Source organism: Gluconacetobacter tumulicola, assembly GCF_014174215.1.
GTDB classification, from domain to species: domain Bacteria; phylum Pseudomonadota; class Alphaproteobacteria; order Acetobacterales; family Acetobacteraceae; genus Gluconacetobacter; species Gluconacetobacter tumulicola.
In genome coordinates, this window is the sequence record NZ_JABEQL010000036.1 from 1 (window position 1) to 21,261 (window position 21,261).

Here is a 21,261-nt window from a genome sequence, read left to right on the forward strand (position 1 = left end):
AGCGTCCGCTTCCGCCCGATGACGCTGCCGGATCGCTTCATCGACCACAACACCCAGGACGCCCAGTATCGCGAGGCCGGGCTCGACGCCACCGCCATCGCAGCCACCGCCCTGCACGCATTGGGGCTCGAACAGAGCACCCAACCCCTGCTAAAGGCGACGATCGGACCGAAAGCATGATTGTTATACGACGTATGACCCTTCCCCGTTCCCTGGCCTTCTCCCTCGCGCTCGGCACCGCCCTCGCGGCCGCCCCGGTGGCCCTCCCGCTGCTGTCCGCGCCCCCGGCGCTGGCCCAGTCGGCCCCGGCGGCAGCCATCACGGGGCCCGTCAGCGCGCTCTATGCCGGCCTGGGCCAGGTCCAGGCCCGCAACAGCGGCAGCTTCGCGCAGCGGACGCAGGTTCTGGGCCCGGTGGTGGACAGGGTCTATGACCTCGAAACCGTGCTGCGCGCCTCGGTGGGCCTGCGCTATGCCGGCTTCAGCGATGCCGACAAGCAGCAGCTTCGCGATGTGTTCCGCCAGTTCACGGTGGCCCGCTACGTCTCCAGCTTCAAGCCGGGCGGCGACGCGCGCTTCACCATCGATCCGACGCCCCGCCCCTCCCCGGTCGGCAGCGACCAGATCGTGACCACCCATATCGGCTCGGCCGAGGATGCGGAGGGCACCGAAATCGATTACGTCATGCGCTCCGGCCCGCAGGGCTGGCGGATCGTGGACGTGCTGCTGAACGCGCATATCAGCCAGGTCGCGGCCCAACGGTCCGATTTCAGCGCGACGCTTTCATCTGGGAATGTCCAGAACCTCATCGCCCTGCTACAGAAAAAGGTCCGGGCGTTCTCCGAGGACTGATCCTCGCCCCGCCCGACCACGCCGCCCCCCTTGCCGGAACGCTGATGTCTGCCTTGCACGCCCTTGCCTCTCCCGCCAGTGTCGCCGCCCTGCTCGCGGCGGCCGGCTGCGTGCAGGCGGGGCTCGGCACCGGGCTGCTGGCGCGCTTCCGCTGGCGCGAGGAACGGGTGCCCCCGGGCGGCTCGCCCCCGCCCGTCACGATCCTCAAGCCCCTGCACGGCGACGAGCCGCTGCTGGAAGAGGCGCTGGAAAGCTTCTGCACCCAGGATTACCCGCATTTCCAGATCGTCTTCGGCGTCCAGGATGCCGGCGATCCGGCCATCGCGATCGTCCGCCGCCTGCGCCAGCGCCACCCCACGCTGGACATCGACCTGGTGGTCGATCCGACCATGCACGGGGTCAACCGCAAGATCGGCAACCTGATCAACATGCTGCCCCGGGCGCGGCACGATCTGCTGGTCATCTCCGATTCGGACATCCATGTGGCGCCGGACTATCTGCGCCACGTCGTCCACGCGCTGGCGCAGCCCGGCGTGGGGCTGGCCACCACGCTCTATGCGGGCCTGCCGGCCTCGCACAGCCTGCCCCGCCTGCTGGCCGCCTGCCAGATCAACCATAATTTCCTGCCCGGCGTCATGCTGTCGCGCTATCTGGGCCGGCAGGATTGCCTGGGCGCCACCATGGCCCTGCGGCGCGAGACGCTGGACGCCGTCGGCGGGCTGCAGGCCCTGGTGCCCCATGTCGCCGACGACGCCGTGCTGGGCCGCCTGGTGCGCGAGCGCGGGCTGCATATCGCCATCGCGCCGTGCATGACCTGGACCACGGTGGGCGAGGCCGGCTTCGGCGACGTGCTGACGCACGAACTGCGCTGGGGCCGCACCGTCAAGACGCTGGAACCGGCGGGCTATGCCGCCTCAGCCATCCAGCTCCCACTCTTCTGGGCCGGGGTCAGCGTCCTGCTCTGTCCCCATGCGCAATGGACATGGTGGGTCTTCCTCACCGTCTGGGCTGTCCGGGCGGTCTGCGCCTTCTTCACCGACCGGCTGCTGGCCCAGCGCAGCCTTCTTCCGCTGCTGCTGCTCCCGGCACGCGACTGGCTGTCCGCCGCCATCATGGTGGGCAGCGTCAGCGGCACACGCGTTGCCTGGCGTGGACAGACGATGCATATCACACCACATTCGGCTATAGCGCCACCTACCCATCCGATCGTGCCGGGCGAATAACCGCCCGCCACGACATCAACAGACAGACCGGGAAACGGCCGTGCCGGGCCCACTCTCCCCACGTCCGAGGATCAGCGTACCATGACCATGTTGAGAACCTTGTTCCTGCAGCCCCCCTCCTTCGACGGGTTCGACGGCGGCGCCGGCTCCCGCTACCAGGCAAAGCGCGAGATCCGGTCGTTCTGGTATCCGACCTGGCTGGCCCAGCCCGCCGCCCTGGTCGAAGGCAGCCGCCTGATCGACGCCCCCCCGGCACGGATGGGCATGGAGCCGATCCTCGAGGACGTGCGCAATCGCGACCTGGTCATCATGCACACCTCCACCCCGTCCTTCGCCTCGGACGTGAAGGTGGCGCAGATGCTCAAGGACGAGAATCCCAAGCTCAAGATCGGCATGGTCGGCGCCAAGGTCGCGGTCCAGGCGGAAGAAAGCCTGCTGAAGGCCCCTCCCGTCGATTTCGTCGCCCGCAACGAGTTCGATTTCACGATCAAGGAAATCGCCGAAGGCCGCCTCTTCGCCGAGGTCGACGGCATCTCCTGGCGCAACGAAGCCGGCGAGATCGTCCATAACCGCGACCGCGCGATCATCGAGAACATGGACAGCCTGCCGTTCGTGACCGAGGTCTACAAGCGCGACCTCAAGATCGAGGATTATTTCATCGGGTACCTGATGCACCCGTATATCTCGATCTACACCGGCCGCGGCTGCAAATCGCGCTGCACCTTCTGCCTGTGGCCGCAGACGGTCGGCGGCCATCACTACCGCACCCGCAGCCCCGAGCACGTGGCGGCCGAAATCCGGCTGGCGAAGCAGTATTTCCCGCAGGTGAAGGAATTCTTCTTCGACGACGACACCTTCACCGACGACCTGCCCCGCGCCGAAGCCATCGCCAAGGAACTGGGCAAGCTGGGCGTCACCTGGTCGTGCAACGCCAAGGCCAACGTGCCGCGCAAGACGCTGGAAGTGCTCAAGGCCAACGGCCTGCGCCTGCTGCTGGTCGGCTATGAAAGCGGCAACCAGCAGATCCTGCACAACATCAAGAAGGGCATGCGCGTCGAAACCGCGCGCGAGTTCACCAGGAACTGCCACGAGCTGGGCATCAAGATCCACGGCACCTTCATCCTCGGCCTGCCCGGCGAGACCAGGGAGACGATCCAGGAGACGATCCGCTTCGCCACCGAGATCAACCCCCACACGCTCCAGGTCTCCCTCGCCGCCCCCTATCCCGGCACCTTCCTGCACAAGCAGGCCACCGAGAATGGCTGGCTGGACGAGAGCAACGCCGAGCTGATCGACGAAAACGGCGTGCAGATGGCCCCGCTGCACTATCCCCACCTGTCGCACAGCGAAATCTTCAACGGCGTCGAGGAATTCTACCGGAAATTCTATTTCCGCGTCCCGAAGATCGCCTCCATCGTCAACGAGATGGTGCGCAGCCCGCAGATGATGAAGCGCCGCCTGCGCGAAGGCGTCGAGTTCTTCCAGTTCCTCAAGGATCGCCGCGCCGCGTGATCCAAGGGCTTTGCCCTTGACCCACCAAAGGGCAGTCGCCCTTTGGAAACCCATTCGTGGGGTGCAGGGCCTCAGGCCCTGCCGGGTCCAGGGCAGCGCCCTGGCTCTGCTTCAATCTCAAAGCGCCTCCCGGGTCACACCATGAAGCACGTGATCATCTCCGCCGACGATTTCGGTCTGTCGGAGGAAGCCAACGAAGCCATCGAGATCGCCCATCGCGACGGGCTGCTCTCCACCGCCAGCCTGATGGTGGCCGGTCCGGCGGCGGAGGACGCCATCGCGCGGGCCCGCCGCCTGCCCGGCCTCAATGTCGGCCTGCACCTGGTGGTCATCGAAGGGCCGGCGGTCCTCCCCCCCTCCGAAATCCCCCTGCTGGTGAATGCGGAAGGCCAGTTCCCCTCCGACCAGCTCGATCTCGGCATCCGCTATTTCTTCCGCCCCGACGTCCGCCTGCAACTGGCGGCGGAAATCGAGGCCCAGTTCGCCGCCTTCGCCCGCACCGGCCTGCGCCTGGACCACGCCAACGCCCACAAGCACATGCACCTCCACCCCACGGTGGGCAAATACCTGATCGAAAGCGGCCTCCGCCACGGCCTCCAGGCCGTCCGCGTCCCCCTGGAACCGCCCGAACCGCTGATCGCCGCCGGCACCTACAACGATTCGCTGGGCTCGGCCGCCCTGCGCCGCTGGACAAACGTACTGCGCCACCAGGCCCGCAAGGCCGGCCTGCGCACCAACGACTGGTGCTTCGGCATCGCCTGGAGCGGCCACATGACCGCCGACCGCGTCGCCGCCCTGGCCGCCCATCTGCCCGAAGGCCTGTCGGAGATCTATTTCCACCCGGCCACGGCCAGGAACGCCCTGCTGGAACGGCTGATGCCGACCTACGACCACCAGGGCGAACTGGCCGCCCTGTGCAGCCCCGGCTTCCGCGCCGGGCTGGCCCATTGCCGCGCCATTCCCACAAGCTGGTCCGCCTGAGGCAGGCAATCACGCATTCATGCTATGATGTCTCCCGCCAGGGAGATGACGATGCGCTTTCATTCCGCCGCAAATACGCTCTTTCATGCGTCGAGCTATGCCGGCCATGTCGCGTCCCATGTGTTCGCCGGCCGCATCGTCCACACGATGTACAACGCGATGCTCTATTCGACCCTCTACCGGATCATGCGCCACGTTCCCCTGCCGATCATGATCGCGATCGTCGTCGTGGTCGTCCTCGTCGGCTATCGCCGCGCCCAGAACACAGGCCGCGCCCCCTGGTAACCACACGCCCACAGGCAAAAGAATAACGAATCGGTTTCCAAAGGCCCCCGGCCTTTGGCGGGGTTTGGGGCAGAGCCCCAATCTCCCCGCCGGTCAAAGCCTCAGAGGCTGCTCTTGACCCATTCCTTGAGCTGGCTCTTCGGCAGCGCACCGACCTTGGTGGCCGCCGGCTTGCCGTCCTTGAACAGGATCAGCGTCGGAATGCCGCGCACGGCATAGGCGTTGGGCGTGCTCGGGTTATCGTCGATATTCACCTTCGCAACCTTCAGCTTGCCCTTGAACTCGGCACCGATCTCTTCCAGCGCGGGGGCGATCATCTTGCACGGGCCGCACCATTCGGCCCAAAAATCGACCAGAACGGCGCCTTCGGCCTTCAGGACATCGCTTTCGAAAGTGGCGTCGCTGACGGCCACGGTGTTTTCACTCATCACATCACTCCTCGGGCTTCGTTGGCGGCCCTCTGCCTGCACATAGCGCCGGACCACCGGGATTCAAGCTATGGTCCGTCCGCCTGCCCATCCGCTACCGCGCCCGGCGCATGCCGCGCCAGCAGCGAATCGGGCAACGCCATGACCCGGACCTCCTCGGTCCAGACAAGGGTGCATCGAACCGGCCGATCAGGATAGAGGGCAGCCATCAGCGCCCGGTACGACGCCATCTGGCGCAGATACAGCACCGATGTCGATTCCACATCCTTCGGCGGCAGGCGGTTGGTCTTGAAATCGCATAGCAGCACCGCGTCGGGGCACACCACCATCCGGTCCACCTGCCCCACGATCACGCTGCCCCCCGCCACACCGGCCACCGGCTGCTCCGCCCGGCTGCCGGGCCCGAACAGGGGGGCCAGCGCCGGCTCGTCCATCACCGCCAGCACCTGCCCGGCAATCCGCGCCTGTTCCGCCTCATCCAGCCCATTGCCCGGCCGCGCCAGCCACGCCAGCGCCACATCCCGCCGCCGCGCGGGCGGATGATCGGGCAGATATTGCAGCAGCGCATGCACGATCTCACCCCGCCGCAACGCCTGCTCCCGCGCAGCCGGCCGCCGGGCCTGCGCAATGGCCAGCGGCGAGCGCACGGCCGGCTGCGGCCCCAGCGGCGCATCGTCCGGCCGGCTGGGCACCAGCGGCCGCAGCAGCGCCGCTTCCACGGGCGGCGCCGTCGCCACCCAATCGGGCGCCCGCCCCATCCACCCCGGCAAGGGCGCCGGCACCGCCTCGGCACGCGGCACGCGCACCTCCGTCGAAGGCGCGGCAGCCGGCGCCTCCAGCACCAGCCGCGTGCCCTCCCATCCCAGGTCGAAGGGCCGTTCCTCCGCCCCCGCCTGCTCGAACCCCTGCCGGCAGAGGCTGTACCAGCAATCCTCGGCCACGTTGCGCTTCTGCTGCCAGCCACACACCACCAGCCGGTCGCTGGCCCGCGTCAGCGCCACATACAGCAGCCGATGATATTCCTCCGCCGCCGCCTCGCGGATCGTGCGCTGCAATTCACCGGTCACACCCACGCCCATATCGACGCGCGGCACCCACACCGGCAATTCCAGCCCCGACTTCTCGTCCCGCCCCCAGACAATGCCGCCATCGAATTTCGCGGCCCCCACTGTATCGGGCAGGATCACCAGCCGCGCCTGCAAACCCTTGGCGCCATGGGCAGTCATCACCCGCACCATGTCGGCCGCCGCATCGGGCTCGCGCTTCACACTCTCCTGCGACGCCCGCAGCCAGTGCAGAAACCCCTGAAGCGACGCCGGATGCAGCGATTCATAGCGCAACGCGGCCGACAGCAGCTCATCCACCGGCTCGGCCGCCTCCGGCCCCAGCCGCGCCAGCAGCCGCGCCCGCCCCCCCAACGGCCCCAGCGCCTCGGACAGCAACCCATAGGGCGAGGCATAATCCACCCGGCGGAACAGCGTCCCCAGCATCGTCCACGCCGCCTGCCACTCCGGCCGCTCTGCCTGCCGATCCCGCAGCGCCGCCCACAGCGGCCTCTCCCCCCGCCCGGCCGCCAACGCCAGCAGACTGTCATCCGACACCCCGCCCAGCGGCGAGGTCAGCACGCAGGCCAGCGTCAGATCATCCTGCGGCAGCAGCAGCGCATCGCACAGCGCCATCAGATCCTGCACCGCCACCTGGTCCACCAGCCCGGTCCGCACCAGGGTCGCCACCGGCACGTCATGCGTCTTCAACGCCCGGATCAGCGCCCGCACAAACGCCGAGCGCCGGGGCACCAGCACCAGCACATCCCCCGGCGTCAGCGGCACCTGCCCCGGCTCGGGCGGCCTGCGCAGCTCGGCGACGATCCATGCCGCCAGCGTATCGGCCAACCGCTGCGCGGCCGTGGACTGGCCCGCATTCTCGCGCGGCGCCCGCCAGGGATCGGGCGCCCCCCCATCATCCTCCACCGGCGTCAGCGGCCACAATTCGACCCGCCCACCCTGCCCCGGCCGCGCGGACAGATGCACCGGCACCTCGCCACCGGGCTCGACCAGCCCCCGCGCCGCATCGGGCAAGGCAAAGACCGCATCGACCAGATTCAACACCGGCGCGGTGGAGCGGAACGAAACCGTCAGCGCCGGCTCCTTCCACGGACTCCCCGCCTCCTCCACCCGCCGGCGAAACCGTGCCCGCCACAGGCGAAAAGCCTCAGGATCGGCCCCCTGGAACGAATAGATCGACTGCTTGTAATCCCCCACCGCGAACAAGGTGCGCGGCGCCGCATCCGGCTCCCGCGCACCCGCCCCGGCAAAGAACTCCGACGTCAGCCCACCCGCGATCGCCCACTGATCGGGCGAGGTATCCTGCACCTCATCCAGCAGCAGATGATCGATACCGCCATCCAGCTTGTACAACACCCAGGCCGCACCAGGATCTTTCAAAAGATCCAGCGTGCGCTCGATCAGATCGTCATAATCGACCAGCCCCTGCCCGCGCTTGCGGTCGCCGTACCGCAGCAGCACCGGCACCGCGACATCCAGCAGCGCCATGGTCGCCCGCAGCAGGGCAATCGCCCGGCATTCCTCATCCACGGCAATCACCCGCTCGGCCTCGGCCACCAGCGCGTCACACACACCCTCATGCTCGGCATCGAATTTCGCGCTCAGCCCGCCACGTTTACGCGGCGCATTCTCGCTGGTCACCAGCGCCGCGCGCCACACGCCCCACCGCGCCGCCCGTTCCTCCGGCGGCAACGCCAGCCAGTCGAGCATGGCGGCCGCCGTCCGCCGCGCACCGGGCGGCCCCTCTTCCGACACCACGCGCAACACACCGCGCAGCCCCGCCTCATCCGGCGGCACGCAGCCCGCATGGCGCAGCGCCGCCTCATCCCGGCCCCGCACCCCCAGCACACGCATCAGCGCGGCCTCGACCCCGGCCCGATCCACCGAAAGCCGGTCGACCACCGGCCGCAACCGCCGCATCTGGGTCTGCAAGCTGCCCACCAGCGCCGCAAAGGCCCCGACCATCACCTGCCCGGCCAGCAGCGTCACCGCATCCCCACCCGCGCCGACCACGCCTTCCACCGCCTCGCCCAGCGCAATACGGGCATCCGTATCCTCGACCAGCGTGAAATGCGGGCTGATCGCCGCCTCGACCGGAAAACGGCGCAACAGAGACTGGCAGAAGGCATGGATGGTGCCGATCCGCATCCCCCCCGGCAGATCCAGCACGCGGGCGAACAATTCCCGCGCCGCCCGCCGCGCCCCCTCACCCGGCGGCACCGACAGCGCCGCCAGTTCGCGGTCCAGCGCCGCATCGGACAGCGTCACCCACCGCCCCAGCCGGTTCTGCAACCGGATCGCCATTTCCGCCGCCGCCGCCTTGGTAAAGGTCAGGCACTGAATCCGCGCCGGGTCCGACCCGGCCAGCGTCACCCCATCGGGCCCCAGACGCGGCAACATCAGCCGCAACAACCGGTCGATCAGCAGCTTGGTCTTGCCACTCCCCGCCGAAGCCGAGACGAAGACCGAGGCTTCAGGGTCAGAAGCCTCCGCCTGCCGCGCATTGGCCAGCCCGATGGCATCCCGAGGGGTCAGATTCATGGCGCCGCCTCATCACGCGCCGCACTCCATTCCGCCACCCGCGCCAACCGCGCATAATCGGCAAAACGCGGGCTCTCCCCCGGATGCGGATGCGACAGATAAGGCTGGCCCGGATCGTCATACATCGCAATCAACCCGCGCAGGCTCTCCCACGCCGCCGCGATCAGCTCCGCCAGCGCATCCCCTTCCGCCAAAGGCAGGATCTGCCCGGCCTCCGGCCCTCCGGTCAGCCGCCAATAGGCCAGCTCGCGCGCCGGCCCCGCCAGCTCGGGCCCGAACGCCCCCCGCTCGGCCATCGCCGCCTCCAGCACCAGTTGCGACGACCAGCCGGCCAGCACCGTCTTGCGGTTCGGCAGCGTCCCGGTCTTGTAGTCGATCAGCAGCAATGCCCCCGCCACATCCCGGTCGATCCGGTCCGCCCGCCCCCGCAGCAGGAACGGCCCGCCCGGCAGGTCATTCAGCGTCGCCTTGCCGCTCTGCTCGGTCCGCGTCAGCATGATCGGCGCGCCATCACCCGCCGCCCGCGCAGCCTCGGTCGCCACCACCCACGCCGCGATCCGCTCCAGGCGCGGCGCCCACCACGCCGCCAGCGCCGGCCGCAACCGCGCTTCCGCCAGCGCCTCGGCAAACAGCCCACGCAAGCCCGCCTCACCGCCCCGCATCTCCGGCGACAGGCGAAACCACCGATCCAGGGCCGCATGCACGATGGTGCCGTAATCGGCCGCATCCGCCGGCTCCTCGATCTCCTTCAACCGGCGCAACCCCAGAATATGCCGCGCATGAATCGCATACGGATCGCGCATCCAGGTCTCGATCTCGGTAATCGTCAGATTGCGCGGCCGCAGATCCACCGGCGGACAGGGCCGCGGCGGCGCCACCGGCCGCGGCGCCTCCGCCGGCCGGTCCAGCCGTGCCAGCCACGACAGCGCCTCATGCGCCGGCACCGCCTGCCCCCGCCCGGCCAGGAACGCATCCAGCCGCACCAGCCACCGCGCCGGCACGGTCGGCGCCCCATCCCGCCGACCGGGCACGGACAGCACGACCTCCCCCGCCGAACAGGCACTGGCCACGAAATCATGCGCCGCCTGCCCGATCGCCCGCTCCGGCGAGGGCAACCCCACCCGCGCCCGCATCGGCCGGCTCATCCACGGGCCCGGATCGGTGGCCGGCGGCCACACGCTCTCCACCAACCCGCCCAGCACCATGGTCTCGACCGACTGCAACCGGGCCTCCATCAGGCCCCAGATAAAGATGCGCGGATGCAGCGCACTCTCGCTCCGCCCCCGCAACCCACGCCGCGAGCGCACGGACAACCCGCCCATCGACGCCGTCAGCAACCCTTCCAGCACCCGCCCCGGCTGCGCCGGCAACACGTCACAGAACGCCACCAGCCCCGCCAGATGCTGGCCCAGCGCATTCCCGTCCTCCCCCGCCCACAACCGGTCGCCCCCCGACGCCTCGTCGGTCGCAGCCAGCGCCTCCGCCGCCTCGATCAACCCGCTCAGCAGGTCCACGACCGGCCGAGCCTCCGCCGACCACAGCCCCAGCACCGGCCCCAGACACCGCTCCAGCCGATCGACAAACCCGGCCAGATCCTCCGGCGCATCCGGCCGATCCGCCAGCGCCCCATGCGCATCGTCCCGCGCCGCCGCCAACCGGTCGCGCAGCCCCTCAAATCCCGGCCGAGGCGCCGGCCCCCGCAGCAACACCCGCTCCAACAACCGCGCCGAGGCACGACACGCGCCCGGTGCCAACCCACAAGCCGCTAGCGGATGCTTCAACAGCGACAGCAACGCCACCGGCGACAACCCGCCGGCAGCCGCCCGCGCCAGCAGACGCAGAAACACCGCCGGCGGCGTGGCATGCAACGGCTCGCCCGCACTGTCATCCGCCACCACGCCCCAGCGCGCCAGCTCCACCGCCACCCGCCCGGCCAACCCCCGGTCGGGCGTCACCAGCGCCGCCCGACGCCCCGGCGTCACGATCGCCTGCCGCAACACCAGCGCAATGGCAGCCGCTTCCTCCTGCTGATCGGCGGCACGCAGCACCGACAACCCATCCACCGCCACCACGCCCTCATCGCGCAGCCAGTCGCCCAGCACCGCCGCCGGCAGCAAAGCCCGCGCCAGCACCCCACCCCGCCCGGCCGGGCAGGAAGCCGGCCCATCCGCCCCGCCATCCCACACCGCCAGATCGGCGCGCACCCGCCCCAGCCCGGTCAGCAGCCGCGCCAACCCCGCCTGCGGATGCCCATCCGGCAGCGCCGCCCAGATCTCCTCATCCAGCGACAGATCCACCCAGGGCAGCACCAGCCGCCCACCCGCCCGGCCCAGCACGGCATCCAGCACCGCGCGCACGGCAGGCACCGCATCGGTAAAACCAACGGCCCATAAACGGGTTTCCGCATCCGGCGCGGCATGCCAACGCTCGGCCTGCGCCCGCAGCAGCGCCACCTGCCGCGCCACCGGATTCATCACCCCCTGCTCGGCCAGCCACGCCGGCCACACGCTGGTGACGATCGACAGAAAGCGCAGCGTCTCCCGCCAATGTTCGGCAAAATCCCCATCCGCCGCCAGCGGCAGCGTCTCGGCCAGATCGCACTCCGCCCATTCGGCATCGTCCATCAGCTCGGCCAAGGCCCGCGCCAGCGGCCAGGCCTGATCCAGCGACAGAATTTCCCCGAACGCATCCCCCGCCTTCAAAATCAGCAGCGCCAGCGTCGCCAGCCGCCGCAACGGCTCCACGGCAGGCGGCAGATCCAGCGCCATATCCCCCGACAGCGCCAGCCCCGCCTCGTCCAGGCTCCCCAACGGCGCAATACGCGGCAGCAGCAGCGGCCTGCCATCGGCCCGGCGCAGAAACGCCTCGGTCAGCGCCCGCGCCGCCCGGCGGCTGGGCAGCAGGATCAGCCCGTCACCGCTAAGCTGCGGATCACCCCCCACCCCGTCCATCCAGCGGGCCGCAATCTCGTCCAGAAAAGGCACATGCGGCGGAACGGTCGCAATGACGCTCACAATGCGGCATCCCGTTCAGCCGCATCCGGCTCCCGCGCCAGCCGCAACGCCCGCGTCGCCGCCGCCAGATCCTCCGGCCGAGACAGATGGCACCACACCGAATCATGCACGATGCCAAACAGCCGCCCCCGCGCGATAGCGGCATCCCACAACCGGTTCAGACTGAACGGCCCCGGCGGCGCCTCTGCAAACAGCGCCGGCGTGGCCAACTGCACCCCGGCAAACACATAGGGCGTCAGCGCCCCCCGCACCGCCCGGCGCAGCAACCCGTCGGGCGCGGAGACAAAATCCCCCTGCCCGACCGCCCCCACCGCCAGGCTGGTCCGCGCCAGCAGCAACAGCGCATCCATCCGCGCCGGATCGAAGGCAGCGGCCAGCCGGCGCAGCGCCGGCACCGGCCCGTTCAGCCACAGCGAATCGCCATTCAGCAGAAAGAACGGCTCCGGCCCCAACGCCCCGTCCCGCAACGCGGCCGCAGCACTCCCCCCACTCTCCAGCAGCGTCTGCTCGGCTCGCACAATCACACGCGGCCCCAGCCCGGCCTCGGCACGGACGCGCAGCGCCTCGCGCACCTTCCCGGCCTGCCAGCACACATTCACCACCACCTCGGCCACGCCGGCCTTGTCCAGCCGGTCCAGCACATGATCCAGAATGGCGCGCCCATCGACCGCCAGCAGCGGCTTGGCCGTGTCCTCGGTCAGCGGCCGCATCCGGCTGCCGGCCCCGGCGGCGAACAGCATCGCCCGCTGCGGCATCGGAATGCTCATGCCCCCCTCCCCGCCAGTTCCGCCCACACCGGCCGATCCTCCCACCCCGCGATCCGTGCCGCGCGCGTCTCCTCGCCCGTCACCAGCAGCTCGATCCGCAACGCCTCCACCGGCGTCAGGGCCCCCAGCCGGTCCGGCCATTCCACCAGCACGATGCCCTCGCACGCATCGTCCCAGCCCAGCTCGTGCAGCCCTCCCGGCCCATCCAGCCGCCAGAGGTCGAAATGCGCGACCGGCGCCACCGGCGCGTCATAAGCCTGCACCAGCGTAAAGGTCGGGCTGGGCACCTCCATCTCCGGATCGCCACAGGCCGCGCGCAGAAAGGCGCGGGAAAACACGCTCTTCCCGGCGCCCAGCACGCCGGACAGCAGAATGGCGTCGCCCGGCCGCGCGGCACGGGCCAGCCGCCTCGCCAGGTCCCCCGTCGCCTCGGGGCTCGGCAGATTGATGGTCAGCGGTTCCATCCGCTCATGATGCCCGCCGGCTCGGCAGAGGCACAAGACCCCGTTTTTTCCACCCCGGCATCCGCCATCTTGCACTCAGCCAAAACAGACCGCACAACCGAACCCCTGATCGTTCAGCAGTGCAGCATCACGGAACCGACATGACCGACGCCCCCACCCTTTCCACCGATGTCGCCATCATCGGCGCCGGCCCCACCGGCCTGTTCGCGGCGTTCGAATGCGGCATGCTGAAGCTGGATTGCGTCCTGCTCGACGCGCTCGACAGCATCGGCGGCCAGTGCGCCGCCCTCTATCCGGAAAAGCCGATCTACGACATCCCCGCCCACCCCGCGATCGAAGGCGCGGCGCTGATCGAGGCCCTGGACCGCCAGATCGCCCCCTTCGCCGTGCCCCGCCTGCTGGGCCGCCGGGTGGAGGACCTGGCCGGCCATCGCGGCGCCTTCACGCTGCGCACCGACAAGGGCGACGTCATCAGCGCCCGCGCCGTCATCATCGCCGCCGGCGCCGGCGCCTTCGGCCCCAACCGCCCGCCCCTGGCTGGGCTGGAAGGGTTCGAGGCCACGGGTGCGGTGCAATATTACGTCCGCCGCCGCGCCGATTTCACCGGCACCCGCATCGTCATCGCCGGCGGCGGCGATTCCGCCATCGACTGGGCCCTGGCCCTCAAGGACGAAGCCGAGAAGATCTTTCTGGTCCACCGCCGCGACCGTTTCCGCGCCGCGCCGGAAAGCCTGCGCCAGCTCGACGAAGCCGTGGCCGCCGGCCGCATCGAGAAGATCGTCCCCTACCAGCTCCACGGCCTGCACGGCACCGACGGCAAGCTGGAAGGCGTCGAGGTCGCAACCCTCGACGGCGACACCCGCGTGCTGGAAGCCGACCGCCTGCTGCCCTTCTTCGGCCTGTCGACCGATCTCGGCCCGATCGCCCAATGGGGCATCGATTCCATCCGCAGCACCATCCCGGTGGTCCCCTCAAGCTGCGAGACCTCGCTCCCCGGCATCTTCGCCATCGGCGACGTGGCCACCTATCCCGGCAAGCTGAAACTGATCCTGCAAGGCTTCAGCGAAGGCGCCATGGCCGCCCACGCCATCCATCCCATCGTGCGGCCCGATACCGCACTGCATTTCGAGTATTCCACCAGCAAGGGCGTGCCCGGTTAAGCGTTCTTCTTTTTCTGAAGAAAAAGAAGCAAAAAGACTTTTGATCCGTTCAGGGCCATCGCGTGTCCCCAGCACAAAATTCCTGAACGAATCAGAGTTTTTTGGTTCTTTTTTGCAAAAAAGAACATCTTCCCCCCGCCACATTGCACCAGGGCAAAATTGGTCTATCGTCAGCCATCCCGACGGGAGCCCACCAAAACGTGCCAGTCGACGCTGAACCAAACGACCCCGCCGCCTCGGCCGGCGGCATCCTGACCATCGACCTCGCCGCCCTGGCCGAAAATTACCGGAGGCTGCGCGACCGTGTCGGCCCCGGCGTGACCTGCGCCGCCGCCGTCAAGGCCGATGCCTACGGGCTGGGCGCCGCCCGCGTGGTCCCGGCGCTGCACCGCGCCGGCTGCCGGACCTTCTTCGTCGCCCACCTGGCCGAAGGCGCCGCCATCCGCCCGCTGCTGGGCGCCGACAGCACGATCTTCGTCCTGAACGGCCCCATGCCGGGGACTGAAGCCGCCATGCGGCAGGCCGGGCTGGTCCCGGTCCTGAACAGCCTGGAGCAGATCGCAAACTGGCGCGCCCTGGCCCATCAGGCCGGCACCCCTCTCCCCGCCGCGCTGCAACTCGACAGCGGCATGTCCCGCTTCGGCCTGTCGGACGAGGACGTGGCCACGCTTCTGTCCGAAGACACCCCACTGGCCGGCCTCACCCCCCTTCTGGTCATGAGCCACCTGGCCTGCGCCGACGAACCCGCCCATCCCGCCAATCGCGCCCAGCGCACCACTTTCCTGCGCCTGCGCGCGCAACTGCCCGCCCTGCCGGCCAGCCTGGCGGCATCCTCCGGCCTGTTCCTCGGCGCGGACTGGCATTTCGACATGGTGCGCCCCGGCGCCGCGCTGTACGGCATCAACCCCACCCCAGGCCAGCCAAACCCGATGCAACCGGTGGTCCGCCTCCAGGCGCGCATCGTGCAGACCCGCCAGATCGGCCCCGGAACGGCGGTGGGCTACGGCGCGGGCTTCATCGCCGACCGGCCCAGCCGGATCGCAACCCTGGGCGTAGGCTATGGCGACGGCTTCCCCCGCGCCATCGGCGGCCACGGCCACGCCATCCTGCCGGAACGGCCGGACCTCAGACTGCCGATCGTCGGCCGCATCTCCATGGACTGCCTGGCCGTCGACGTCACCACCCTGGGCGACACCCCGCTTGCGCCCGGCACGGCATTGGACCTGATCGGCCCGCACCACCCGCTGGAAGACGCCGCCGAAGCCGCCGGCACCATCGGCTACGAACTGCTGACCGGCCTGGGCAGACGCTATCACCGCGTCTATCGCGCGGACACATCACCACAGGGAGACAACAGGTGAAGGTTATCGTCATGGGCGCCGGGGTCATCGGCGTCACCACCGCCTGGTACCTGGCCAGACAGGGCCACGAGGTTACGGTGATCGACCGCCAGCCCGCCGCCGCGATGGAAACCTCCTTCGCCAATGCGGGCCAGGTCTCGCCCGGCTATTCCACCCCCTGGGCCATGCCCGGCCTGCCGCTGAAGGCGCTGGGCTGGATGCTGAAGAAGGACAGCCCCCTGGTGATCCGCGCCCGGCTGGACCTGCCGATGCTGCGCTGGATGACGCAGCTCCTGGCCAACTGCAACGCCCATGCCTACGACATCAACAAGGCGCGGATGCTGCGGGTGGCCGAATATAGCCGCGACTGCCTGACCGCACTGCGCGCGGAAACCGGCATCACCTATGACGACCGCCAGAAAGGCCTGATCCAGCTCTTCCGCACCCAGGCCCAGCTCGACCACGCACGCGACGACATGCGCCTGCTCACCGAGAGCAACGTGCCCCACCAATTGCTCGACACAGCGCAGATCGTGGCGCGCGAACCCGGCCTGGCCCATCCCAGCCACCTGCTGAAGGGCGGCCTGTTCCTGCCGGGCGACGAATCCGGCGACGCGCACATGTTCACCCAGCGCCTGTCGCAGAAGGCCGAGGAACTGGGCGTCACCTTCAAATATGAGACCCGCATCGAGGGGCTGGACGCCAGCGCCACCGAGATCATGGGCGTCCGCACCTCCGCCGGCCGCATCACGGGCGACGCCTACGTGCTGGCCCTGGGCAGCTATTCGCCGCTGATGCTGCGCCCGCTGGGCATCAGGCTGCCGGTCTACCCGGTCAAGGGCTACTCGCTGACGGTACCCCTCACGGACGAGACCCGCGCCCCGACCTCCACCGTCAATGACGAGAGCTACAAGGTCGCCATCACCCGTCTGGGCGACCGCATCCGCATCGGTGGCACCGCCGAGCTGACCGGCTACAGCCTGCGCCTCAGCCCCGACCGCCGCCGCACGCTGGAACGCTCCTTCTCCGACCTGTTCGGCGGCGGCGATCTCACCCGCGCCACCTACTGGACCGGCCTGCGCCCCAACACCCCCGACGGCACGCCGGTCATCGGCCCTTCGGGCCGCTTCGGCAATCTATGGCTCAACACCGGCCACGGCACGCTCGGCTGGACCATGGCCTGCGGCTCCGGCCAGCTCCTGGCCGACCTGATCGACGGCCGCCGCCCCGCCATCCCCCACCTCGACCTCTCCATCAGCCGCTACACCGCCTGACCGCACGCGCGCTGGTGGCGATGATCCGGCGCGCGTTTCCGCTCAGGCTCTCCGTCCCATGCGGCGCACAGCGCACAAAAAAAGCGGGGGCAGCCAAGCCACCCCCGCTCCCTTCCGGCCGCCGGGCCGTGGCCCGCGCCGGGATGAAACCGCCCGATTACTTGGAGGGGCTGGCTTCCGTCGTCGTCTTCTTCTTGTGCTTATGCTTGTGCTTGTGGGTCTTCGGCGCCTCGCTCGAGGTCATCGGAGCCGCCGGGGTCGCCGGCGCGGCTTCCGGGGTGCTCGGGGCTGCGGGGGCCGCCGGGGCGGTGGTGGACGGTGCCGCCGGGACGGACGGAGCCGCCGGCATGGTCGGTGCTTCCTGCGCCATGGCCGGAACGGCGGCGCCCATCAGGGCAACAGTCGAAAGAGCGGCCAGGAACCGACGTGTCGAAACGATCATTGAATGTCTCCAGAATCAGGATGTCATCCCAATCAACACCCGGAACCGTAACCGGAGGATGCATCCGTCTTCAGGCAGACGATACAACGCGGCATACGGACCGTGCCTGCAATTGCTAGCACGCCGCCCCGATCTCGTCTCGCATTAAAATTCATAAATGACTGTCCAGCCTCCGCCACATTGCCTTAATTGCAACGCAATCGCAAACTGAAAATCGTTACGAATTACGTCTGCGCGGGCGGCGGGCCACCGCCCGTCCCCTCACCTGTCGCGGGAGAAGATTTCGATCCGGTTCCGCCCCGCATCCTTGGCCGCGTACAGCGCCCGATCCGCCTGCTCGATCAGCGTGCCGATCTTGATCCCGCCCTGAAAGGTCGCAATCCCCGCCGAAATCGTCAGCGAGAACGTGTCTCCCGTCGAACAGGGAATGGCGCTCTTCTCGATCCGGCTCCGGATGCGCTCCGCACAGGCGGCGGCCTCCGCGCTGGCGCTTTCGGTCAGGACGATCAGGAATTCCTCGCCCCCATAGCGGAAGACGTAATCGTTGCCGCGCACCGTCTCCATGATCATGCCGGCGACATGGCGCAGCGCCTCGTCCCCGGCCAGATGCCCCCTGGTATCGTTGATCTTCTTGAAGAAATCGATATCGAGCAGCACGATGCTGAAGACCTTGTCGTGCGTCAGGGAAAAGGCGATCTCGTTCTGGATCACCCCATCCAGGAAATGGCGGGTCAGCGTCCGGGTCAGCGGGTCCAGCCCGCTCTGCAGCGCTTCCATCGCCTGGAACAGCCGATTGGTCAGGAACGTGACATCCCTGATGCCGTTCCGCAGCTCGGCCGCGAAACCGGCCGGCACCCCATCCTCCGCGCGCACCGCCGCAATGCGCCGGTCGATGGCCCCGATCATGTCCCGCAGCAGCGCAAAATCCTCGGTACCCCGGAACAGCGTCTGCCCCTTATGGGCCAGCCACAGGCCGAACTGCGATTCCCCGATCGTCTGCAATTCTCCCACGCGCTGCTCGCACAGACAGAACAGCGCCTGGGTGCTCCAGTCGAAGAAGGTCGCCTTCTGGGTTTCCTTCTCGAAATGCAGATCCTGCCCCAGCGAGAACAGCTTGAAGGACTGGTCCTGCTCCACCTTCTTCCGGAAGTCGGTGTTATAGGCCTTGTTCATGTAGGTCATGGCGAAATCGACCATGGACTGACAATAGACACAGGCCTGAAGCTGCTCTTCCTTCGTGTCGAAATAATCGACGATCAGCAGCGTCAGGCTCATCTTTATGAAATAGAAGCCATACGATACCAGATTGGGCGAAATCTCGAGCTGCGCATGGACCGACCCGACCCGCTCCTGCAACGCGCGCAGTTCCTGGATATCCGTCTCCCGCGCCGGGAACAGCCGCTTCAGCCACGCCAGCAGGCTGCCCCTCAGGCGGCGTTCGACGGTCTCGCGTTCCAGGAAGAGCGCCGCATCGGGCCGCTTGAGCAGGGCCTCGTAGAAATTGACGACACAGGTCTCGCCATGCCGGCTGACGATGTCACTCAGCCCCAGCCTGACCCGGTCCGGCGTATGGACGATGATATAGTCCCATTGCTCCTCGACAGGCAGCGACACGAAATTCTCGTCGAAAAACACATGAGCTCCCTTCGCGGAAAAGTCTCTCTCTTCTGGCCACAGCCTGCGCCATCGAAAAACAGGATCATGCCGAAAAGGGGCATCCGGCACCCCGCCACGTTCCGGCGCGGCTATCAGCTCCGCTTCCCGATGACAACGCCCTTTGTGAATTCATTATGAATTCTTAACATTCTGCAAATTGCCCGGTGACAGATGCGGGGCCTCCCCACAGGCGCCGGGCCCGGTCTCCCAGGCAGATCCTCAAACGAAACAGGGCCATGGCAGGCCCTGGCGAACATCCGCTCGCCAGGGCCCACCACGACCCCCGTTCCCAAACCCTGCCAGCCCGTCCGGACCCACGCATCTGGACGGTTACGGCCGTATCAGGCCGAGGCGCCCGCGCGGTCGCGCTTCTTGCGCTCGTGCGGGTCCAGATAGCGCTTGCGAATCCGCACCGCCGACGGCGTCACCTCGACCAGCTCATCGTCCTCGATATAGGCGATCGCCTGCTCCAGGCTCATCTTGCGCGGCGGCGTCAGCAGCAGCGCCTCATCCTTGCCGGCCGCGCGGATGTTGGTCAGCTTCTTCTCGCGGACCGGGTTCACTTCCAGGTCGTTCTCGCGCGAATGCTCGCCGATGATCATGCCGACATACACCTTCTCGCCGGCATCGACGAACAGGGTGCCGCGCTCCTGCAGCGAGTACAGCGAATACTGCGTCGTCGCCCCATCTTCCGACGAGATCAGCGACCCGTTGCGGCGCCCCTCGATCGGGCCGGCCCAAGGCTGATAGCCCGAGAACAGACGGTTCATGACGCCCGTGCCGCGCGTGTCGGTCAGGAATTCGCCGTGATAGCCGATCAGCCCGCGCGACGGGATCAGGAACGTCAGGCGCACCTTGCCGCCGCCCGAAGGCTGCATGTCCTGCATCAGGCCCTTGCGCATGGCCATCTTCTCGACGACCACGCCCGAATAGGGCTCGTCGACATCGATCAGCGCCTCTTCGTACGGCTCTTCGCGCTCGCCGGTCTCCTCATTGGTGCGGAACAGCACGCGCGGACGGCCGATCGTCAGCTCGAACCCTTCGCGGCGCATCTGCTCGATCAGCACGCCAAGCTGCAATTCGCCACGGCCGGCCACCTCGAACGCCTCGCTCTCCGGGCTCTCGGAAACACGGATGGCAATGTTGCCCTCGGTCTCCTTGAACAGACGGTCGCGGATCTGGCGCGAGGTCACCTTCTTGCCCTCGCGGCCACCCAGCGGGCCGTCATTCAGGCGGAAGGTCATCGACAGGGTCGGCGGATCGACCGGGGTCGACTTCAGCGGCTCGGTCACTTCCGGCGAGGCGATGGTCTCGGGAATGGTCGCTTCCGACAGGCCGGCCACGGCGACGATGTCACCGGCCTCGGCCTCTTCCACCGGCACCCGGTCCAGCCCACGGAAGGACAGCAGCTTGGTCAGGCGCCCGGTCTCGACCACCGAGCCGTCGGGGCGCAGCACGCGCACCGGCATGTTCACCTTCGCACGGCCCTGCTCGACGCGACCGGTCAGCACGCGGCCCAGGAAGTTGTCGTTCTCCAGGATGGTGGCGACCATGGCGAACGGCGCTTCCTTGTCCACCTTCGGCGCCGGCACATGGCGCACGATCAGGTCGAACATCGGGGCCAGGTCCTTGCGCGCGCCTTCCAGCTCCTCGTCCGCCCAGCCCTGGCGGCCCGAGGCGTACAGCATCGGGAAGTCGAGCTGCTCGTCATTCGCACCCAGGGCTGCGAACAGGTCGAAGATCTCGTTATGCACCTCGTCCGGGCGGGCGTCGCCGCGGTCGATCTTGTTGACGACCACGATCGGCTTCAGCCCGCGCGCCAGCGCCTTGCCGACCACGAACTTGGTCTGCGGCAGCGCGCCCTCGGCGGAATCCACCAGCACCACCGCGCCGTCCACCATGCTCAGGATACGCTCGACCTCACCGCCGAAATCGGCGTGGCCCGGCGTGTCGATGATGTTGATGCGGGTATCTTTCCACACCACCGACGTGCACTTGGCCAGGATGGTGATGCCGCGCTCGCGCTCCAGGTCGTTGCTGTCCATCGCCCGCTCGGCGACATGCTGGTTCTCGCGGAACGACCCGGACTGCTTCAGAAGCTGGTCGACCAGCGTGGTCTTGCCATGGTCGACGTGAGCGATGATGGCGATATTGCGAATGTCCATACGTGTGTGACCTGACTTCCTTCGCGGGCCCCGGACGGGCATGCCGGCCGCCCGCGCGCCCTTGCGCCATGGTCGGAACCGACGGATGTTTCTC

Annotated in this window: 17 protein-coding genes; 9 read left to right on the forward strand and 8 right to left on the reverse strand. The window is 68.5% G+C overall.

Going from position 1 to position 21,261, the window contains the following annotated elements; all coding sequences use genetic code 11:
• From HLH29_RS17500 to HLH29_RS17525, 6 genes are all read left to right on the forward strand, one after another.
• The coding region (locus tag HLH29_RS17500) for a hypothetical protein (protein WP_182968665.1) at positions 1 to 180 on the forward strand (180 nt) is incomplete at its 5' end.
• Between the two features lie 14 nt (positions 181 to 194).
• Positions 195 to 851, forward strand: coding sequence for an ABC transporter substrate-binding protein (locus tag HLH29_RS17505; protein WP_246374395.1), 657 nt, complete (start codon positions 195 to 197; stop codon positions 849 to 851).
• 44 nt (positions 852 to 895) lie between these two features.
• Positions 896 to 2,074, forward strand: coding sequence for a bacteriohopanetetrol glucosamine biosynthesis glycosyltransferase HpnI (gene hpnI, locus HLH29_RS17510; protein ID WP_182968667.1), 1,179 nt, complete (start codon positions 896 to 898; stop codon positions 2,072 to 2,074).
• A gap of 87 nt (positions 2,075 to 2,161) precedes the next feature.
• The gene (hpnJ, locus tag HLH29_RS17515) at positions 2,162 to 3,586 is read left to right on the forward strand and encodes a hopanoid biosynthesis associated radical SAM protein HpnJ (protein ID WP_182968691.1); all 1,425 of its coding nucleotides are present in this window, start codon (positions 2,162 to 2,164) and stop codon (positions 3,584 to 3,586) included.
• Positions 3,587 to 3,727: 141 nt separating this feature from the next.
• On the forward strand, positions 3,728 to 4,567 hold the full coding sequence (gene hpnK / locus HLH29_RS17520) for a hopanoid biosynthesis-associated protein HpnK (protein ID WP_182968668.1): 840 nt from the start codon (positions 3,728 to 3,730) through the stop codon (positions 4,565 to 4,567).
• A gap of 51 nt (positions 4,568 to 4,618) precedes the next feature.
• On the forward strand, positions 4,619 to 4,852 hold the full coding sequence (locus HLH29_RS17525) for a hypothetical protein (RefSeq protein ID WP_182968669.1): 234 nt from the start codon (positions 4,619 to 4,621) through the stop codon (positions 4,850 to 4,852).
• 101 nt (positions 4,853 to 4,953) lie between these two features.
• On the opposite strand, the gene trxA is transcribed toward HLH29_RS17525, so the two are convergent.
• From trxA to tsaE, 5 genes are all read right to left on the reverse strand, one after another.
• Positions 4,954 to 5,280, reverse strand: a complete 327-nt coding sequence (trxA, locus tag HLH29_RS17530) for a thioredoxin TrxA (protein WP_182968670.1) — start codon at positions 5,278 to 5,280, stop codon at positions 4,954 to 4,956.
• Positions 5,281 to 5,348: 68 nt separating this feature from the next.
• On the reverse strand, positions 5,349 to 8,885 hold the full coding sequence (gene addA / locus HLH29_RS17535; RefSeq protein ID WP_182968671.1) for a double-strand break repair helicase AddA: 3,537 nt from the start codon (positions 8,883 to 8,885) through the stop codon (positions 5,349 to 5,351).
• A complete protein-coding gene (gene addB, locus HLH29_RS17540) occupies positions 8,882 to 11,899 on the reverse strand; it encodes a double-strand break repair protein AddB (protein WP_182968672.1) in 3,018 nt (1,005 codons plus the stop codon). Before addB ends, addA begins: the two co-directional genes overlap by 4 nt.
• Positions 11,896 to 12,666 (reverse strand): nucleotidyltransferase family protein, encoded by a 771-nt coding sequence (locus HLH29_RS17545; protein ID WP_182968673.1) that lies wholly within the window; start codon positions 12,664 to 12,666, stop codon positions 11,896 to 11,898. The genes addB and HLH29_RS17545 overlap by 4 nt, the downstream gene beginning before the upstream one ends.
• The gene (gene tsaE, locus HLH29_RS17550) at positions 12,663 to 13,130 is read right to left on the reverse strand and encodes a tRNA (adenosine(37)-N6)-threonylcarbamoyltransferase complex ATPase subunit type 1 TsaE (protein ID WP_182968674.1); all 468 of its coding nucleotides are present in this window, start codon (positions 13,128 to 13,130) and stop codon (positions 12,663 to 12,665) included. The genes HLH29_RS17545 and tsaE overlap by 4 nt, the downstream gene beginning before the upstream one ends.
• A 140-nt stretch (positions 13,131 to 13,270) precedes the next feature.
• Here tsaE and HLH29_RS17555 point away from each other — a divergent pair, with 140 nt between their 5' ends.
• The 3 genes from HLH29_RS17555 to HLH29_RS17565 all read left to right on the forward strand — a co-directional run bounded on the left by HLH29_RS17555 (position 13,271) and on the right by HLH29_RS17565 (position 16,904).
• The gene (locus HLH29_RS17555) at positions 13,271 to 14,290 is read left to right on the forward strand and encodes an NAD(P)/FAD-dependent oxidoreductase (protein ID WP_182968675.1); all 1,020 of its coding nucleotides are present in this window, start codon (positions 13,271 to 13,273) and stop codon (positions 14,288 to 14,290) included.
• A gap of 200 nt (positions 14,291 to 14,490) precedes the next feature.
• A complete protein-coding gene (gene alr / locus HLH29_RS17560; RefSeq protein WP_338030286.1) occupies positions 14,491 to 15,651 on the forward strand; it encodes an alanine racemase in 1,161 nt (386 codons plus the stop codon).
• The gene (locus HLH29_RS17565; RefSeq protein WP_182968676.1) at positions 15,648 to 16,904 is read left to right on the forward strand and encodes a D-amino acid dehydrogenase; all 1,257 of its coding nucleotides are present in this window, start codon (positions 15,648 to 15,650) and stop codon (positions 16,902 to 16,904) included. Before alr ends, HLH29_RS17565 begins: the two co-directional genes overlap by 4 nt.
• A 157-nt stretch (positions 16,905 to 17,061) precedes the next feature.
• On the opposite strand, the gene HLH29_RS17570 is transcribed toward HLH29_RS17565, so the two are convergent.
• From HLH29_RS17570 to typA, 3 genes are all read right to left on the reverse strand, one after another.
• A complete protein-coding gene (locus HLH29_RS17570) occupies positions 17,062 to 17,346 on the reverse strand; it encodes a hypothetical protein (protein WP_182968693.1) in 285 nt (94 codons plus the stop codon).
• A 261-nt stretch (positions 17,347 to 17,607) separates the two neighbouring features.
• Positions 17,608 to 18,981: a diguanylate cyclase gene (locus HLH29_RS17575; RefSeq protein ID WP_182968677.1), complete on the reverse strand. Its 1,374-nt coding sequence runs from the start codon at positions 18,979 to 18,981 to the stop codon at positions 17,608 to 17,610.
• Positions 18,982 to 19,343: 362 nt separating this feature from the next.
• On the reverse strand, positions 19,344 to 21,167 hold the full coding sequence (typA, locus tag HLH29_RS17580; protein WP_182968678.1) for a translational GTPase TypA: 1,824 nt from the start codon (positions 21,165 to 21,167) through the stop codon (positions 19,344 to 19,346).
• Between the last annotated feature and the right edge of the window lie 94 nt (positions 21,168 to 21,261).

What these genes read in the sequence shown, in the direction of transcription:
- HLH29_RS17505 (WP_246374395.1), top strand. Translation starts at nt 195, where the DNA reads ATGACCCTTCCCCGTTCCCTGGCCTTCTCCCTCGCGCTCGGCACCGCC.
- hpnI (WP_182968667.1), top strand. Translation starts at nt 896, where the DNA reads ATGTCTGCCTTGCACGCCCTTGCCTCTCCCGCCAGTGTCGCCGCCCTG.
- hpnJ (WP_182968691.1), top strand. Translation starts at nt 2,162, where the DNA reads ATGTTGAGAACCTTGTTCCTGCAGCCCCCCTCCTTCGACGGGTTCGAC.
- hpnK (WP_182968668.1), top strand. Translation starts at nt 3,728, where the DNA reads ATGAAGCACGTGATCATCTCCGCCGACGATTTCGGTCTGTCGGAGGAA.
- HLH29_RS17525 (WP_182968669.1), top strand. Translation starts at nt 4,619, where the DNA reads ATGCGCTTTCATTCCGCCGCAAATACGCTCTTTCATGCGTCGAGCTAT.
- trxA (WP_182968670.1), bottom strand. Translation starts at nt 5,280, where the DNA reads ATGAGTGAAAACACCGTGGCCGTCAGCGACGCCACTTTCGAAAGCGAT.
- addA (WP_182968671.1), bottom strand. Translation starts at nt 8,885, where the DNA reads ATGAATCTGACCCCTCGGGATGCCATCGGGCTGGCCAATGCGCGGCAG.
- HLH29_RS17545 (WP_182968673.1), bottom strand. Translation starts at nt 12,666, where the DNA reads ATGAGCATTCCGATGCCGCAGCGGGCGATGCTGTTCGCCGCCGGGGCC.
- tsaE (WP_182968674.1), bottom strand. Translation starts at nt 13,130, where the DNA reads ATGGAACCGCTGACCATCAATCTGCCGAGCCCCGAGGCGACGGGGGAC.
- HLH29_RS17555 (WP_182968675.1), top strand. Translation starts at nt 13,271, where the DNA reads ATGACCGACGCCCCCACCCTTTCCACCGATGTCGCCATCATCGGCGCC.
- HLH29_RS17570 (WP_182968693.1), bottom strand. Translation starts at nt 17,346, where the DNA reads ATGATCGTTTCGACACGTCGGTTCCTGGCCGCTCTTTCGACTGTTGCC.
- typA (WP_182968678.1), bottom strand. Translation starts at nt 21,167, where the DNA reads ATGGACATTCGCAATATCGCCATCATCGCTCACGTCGACCATGGCAAG.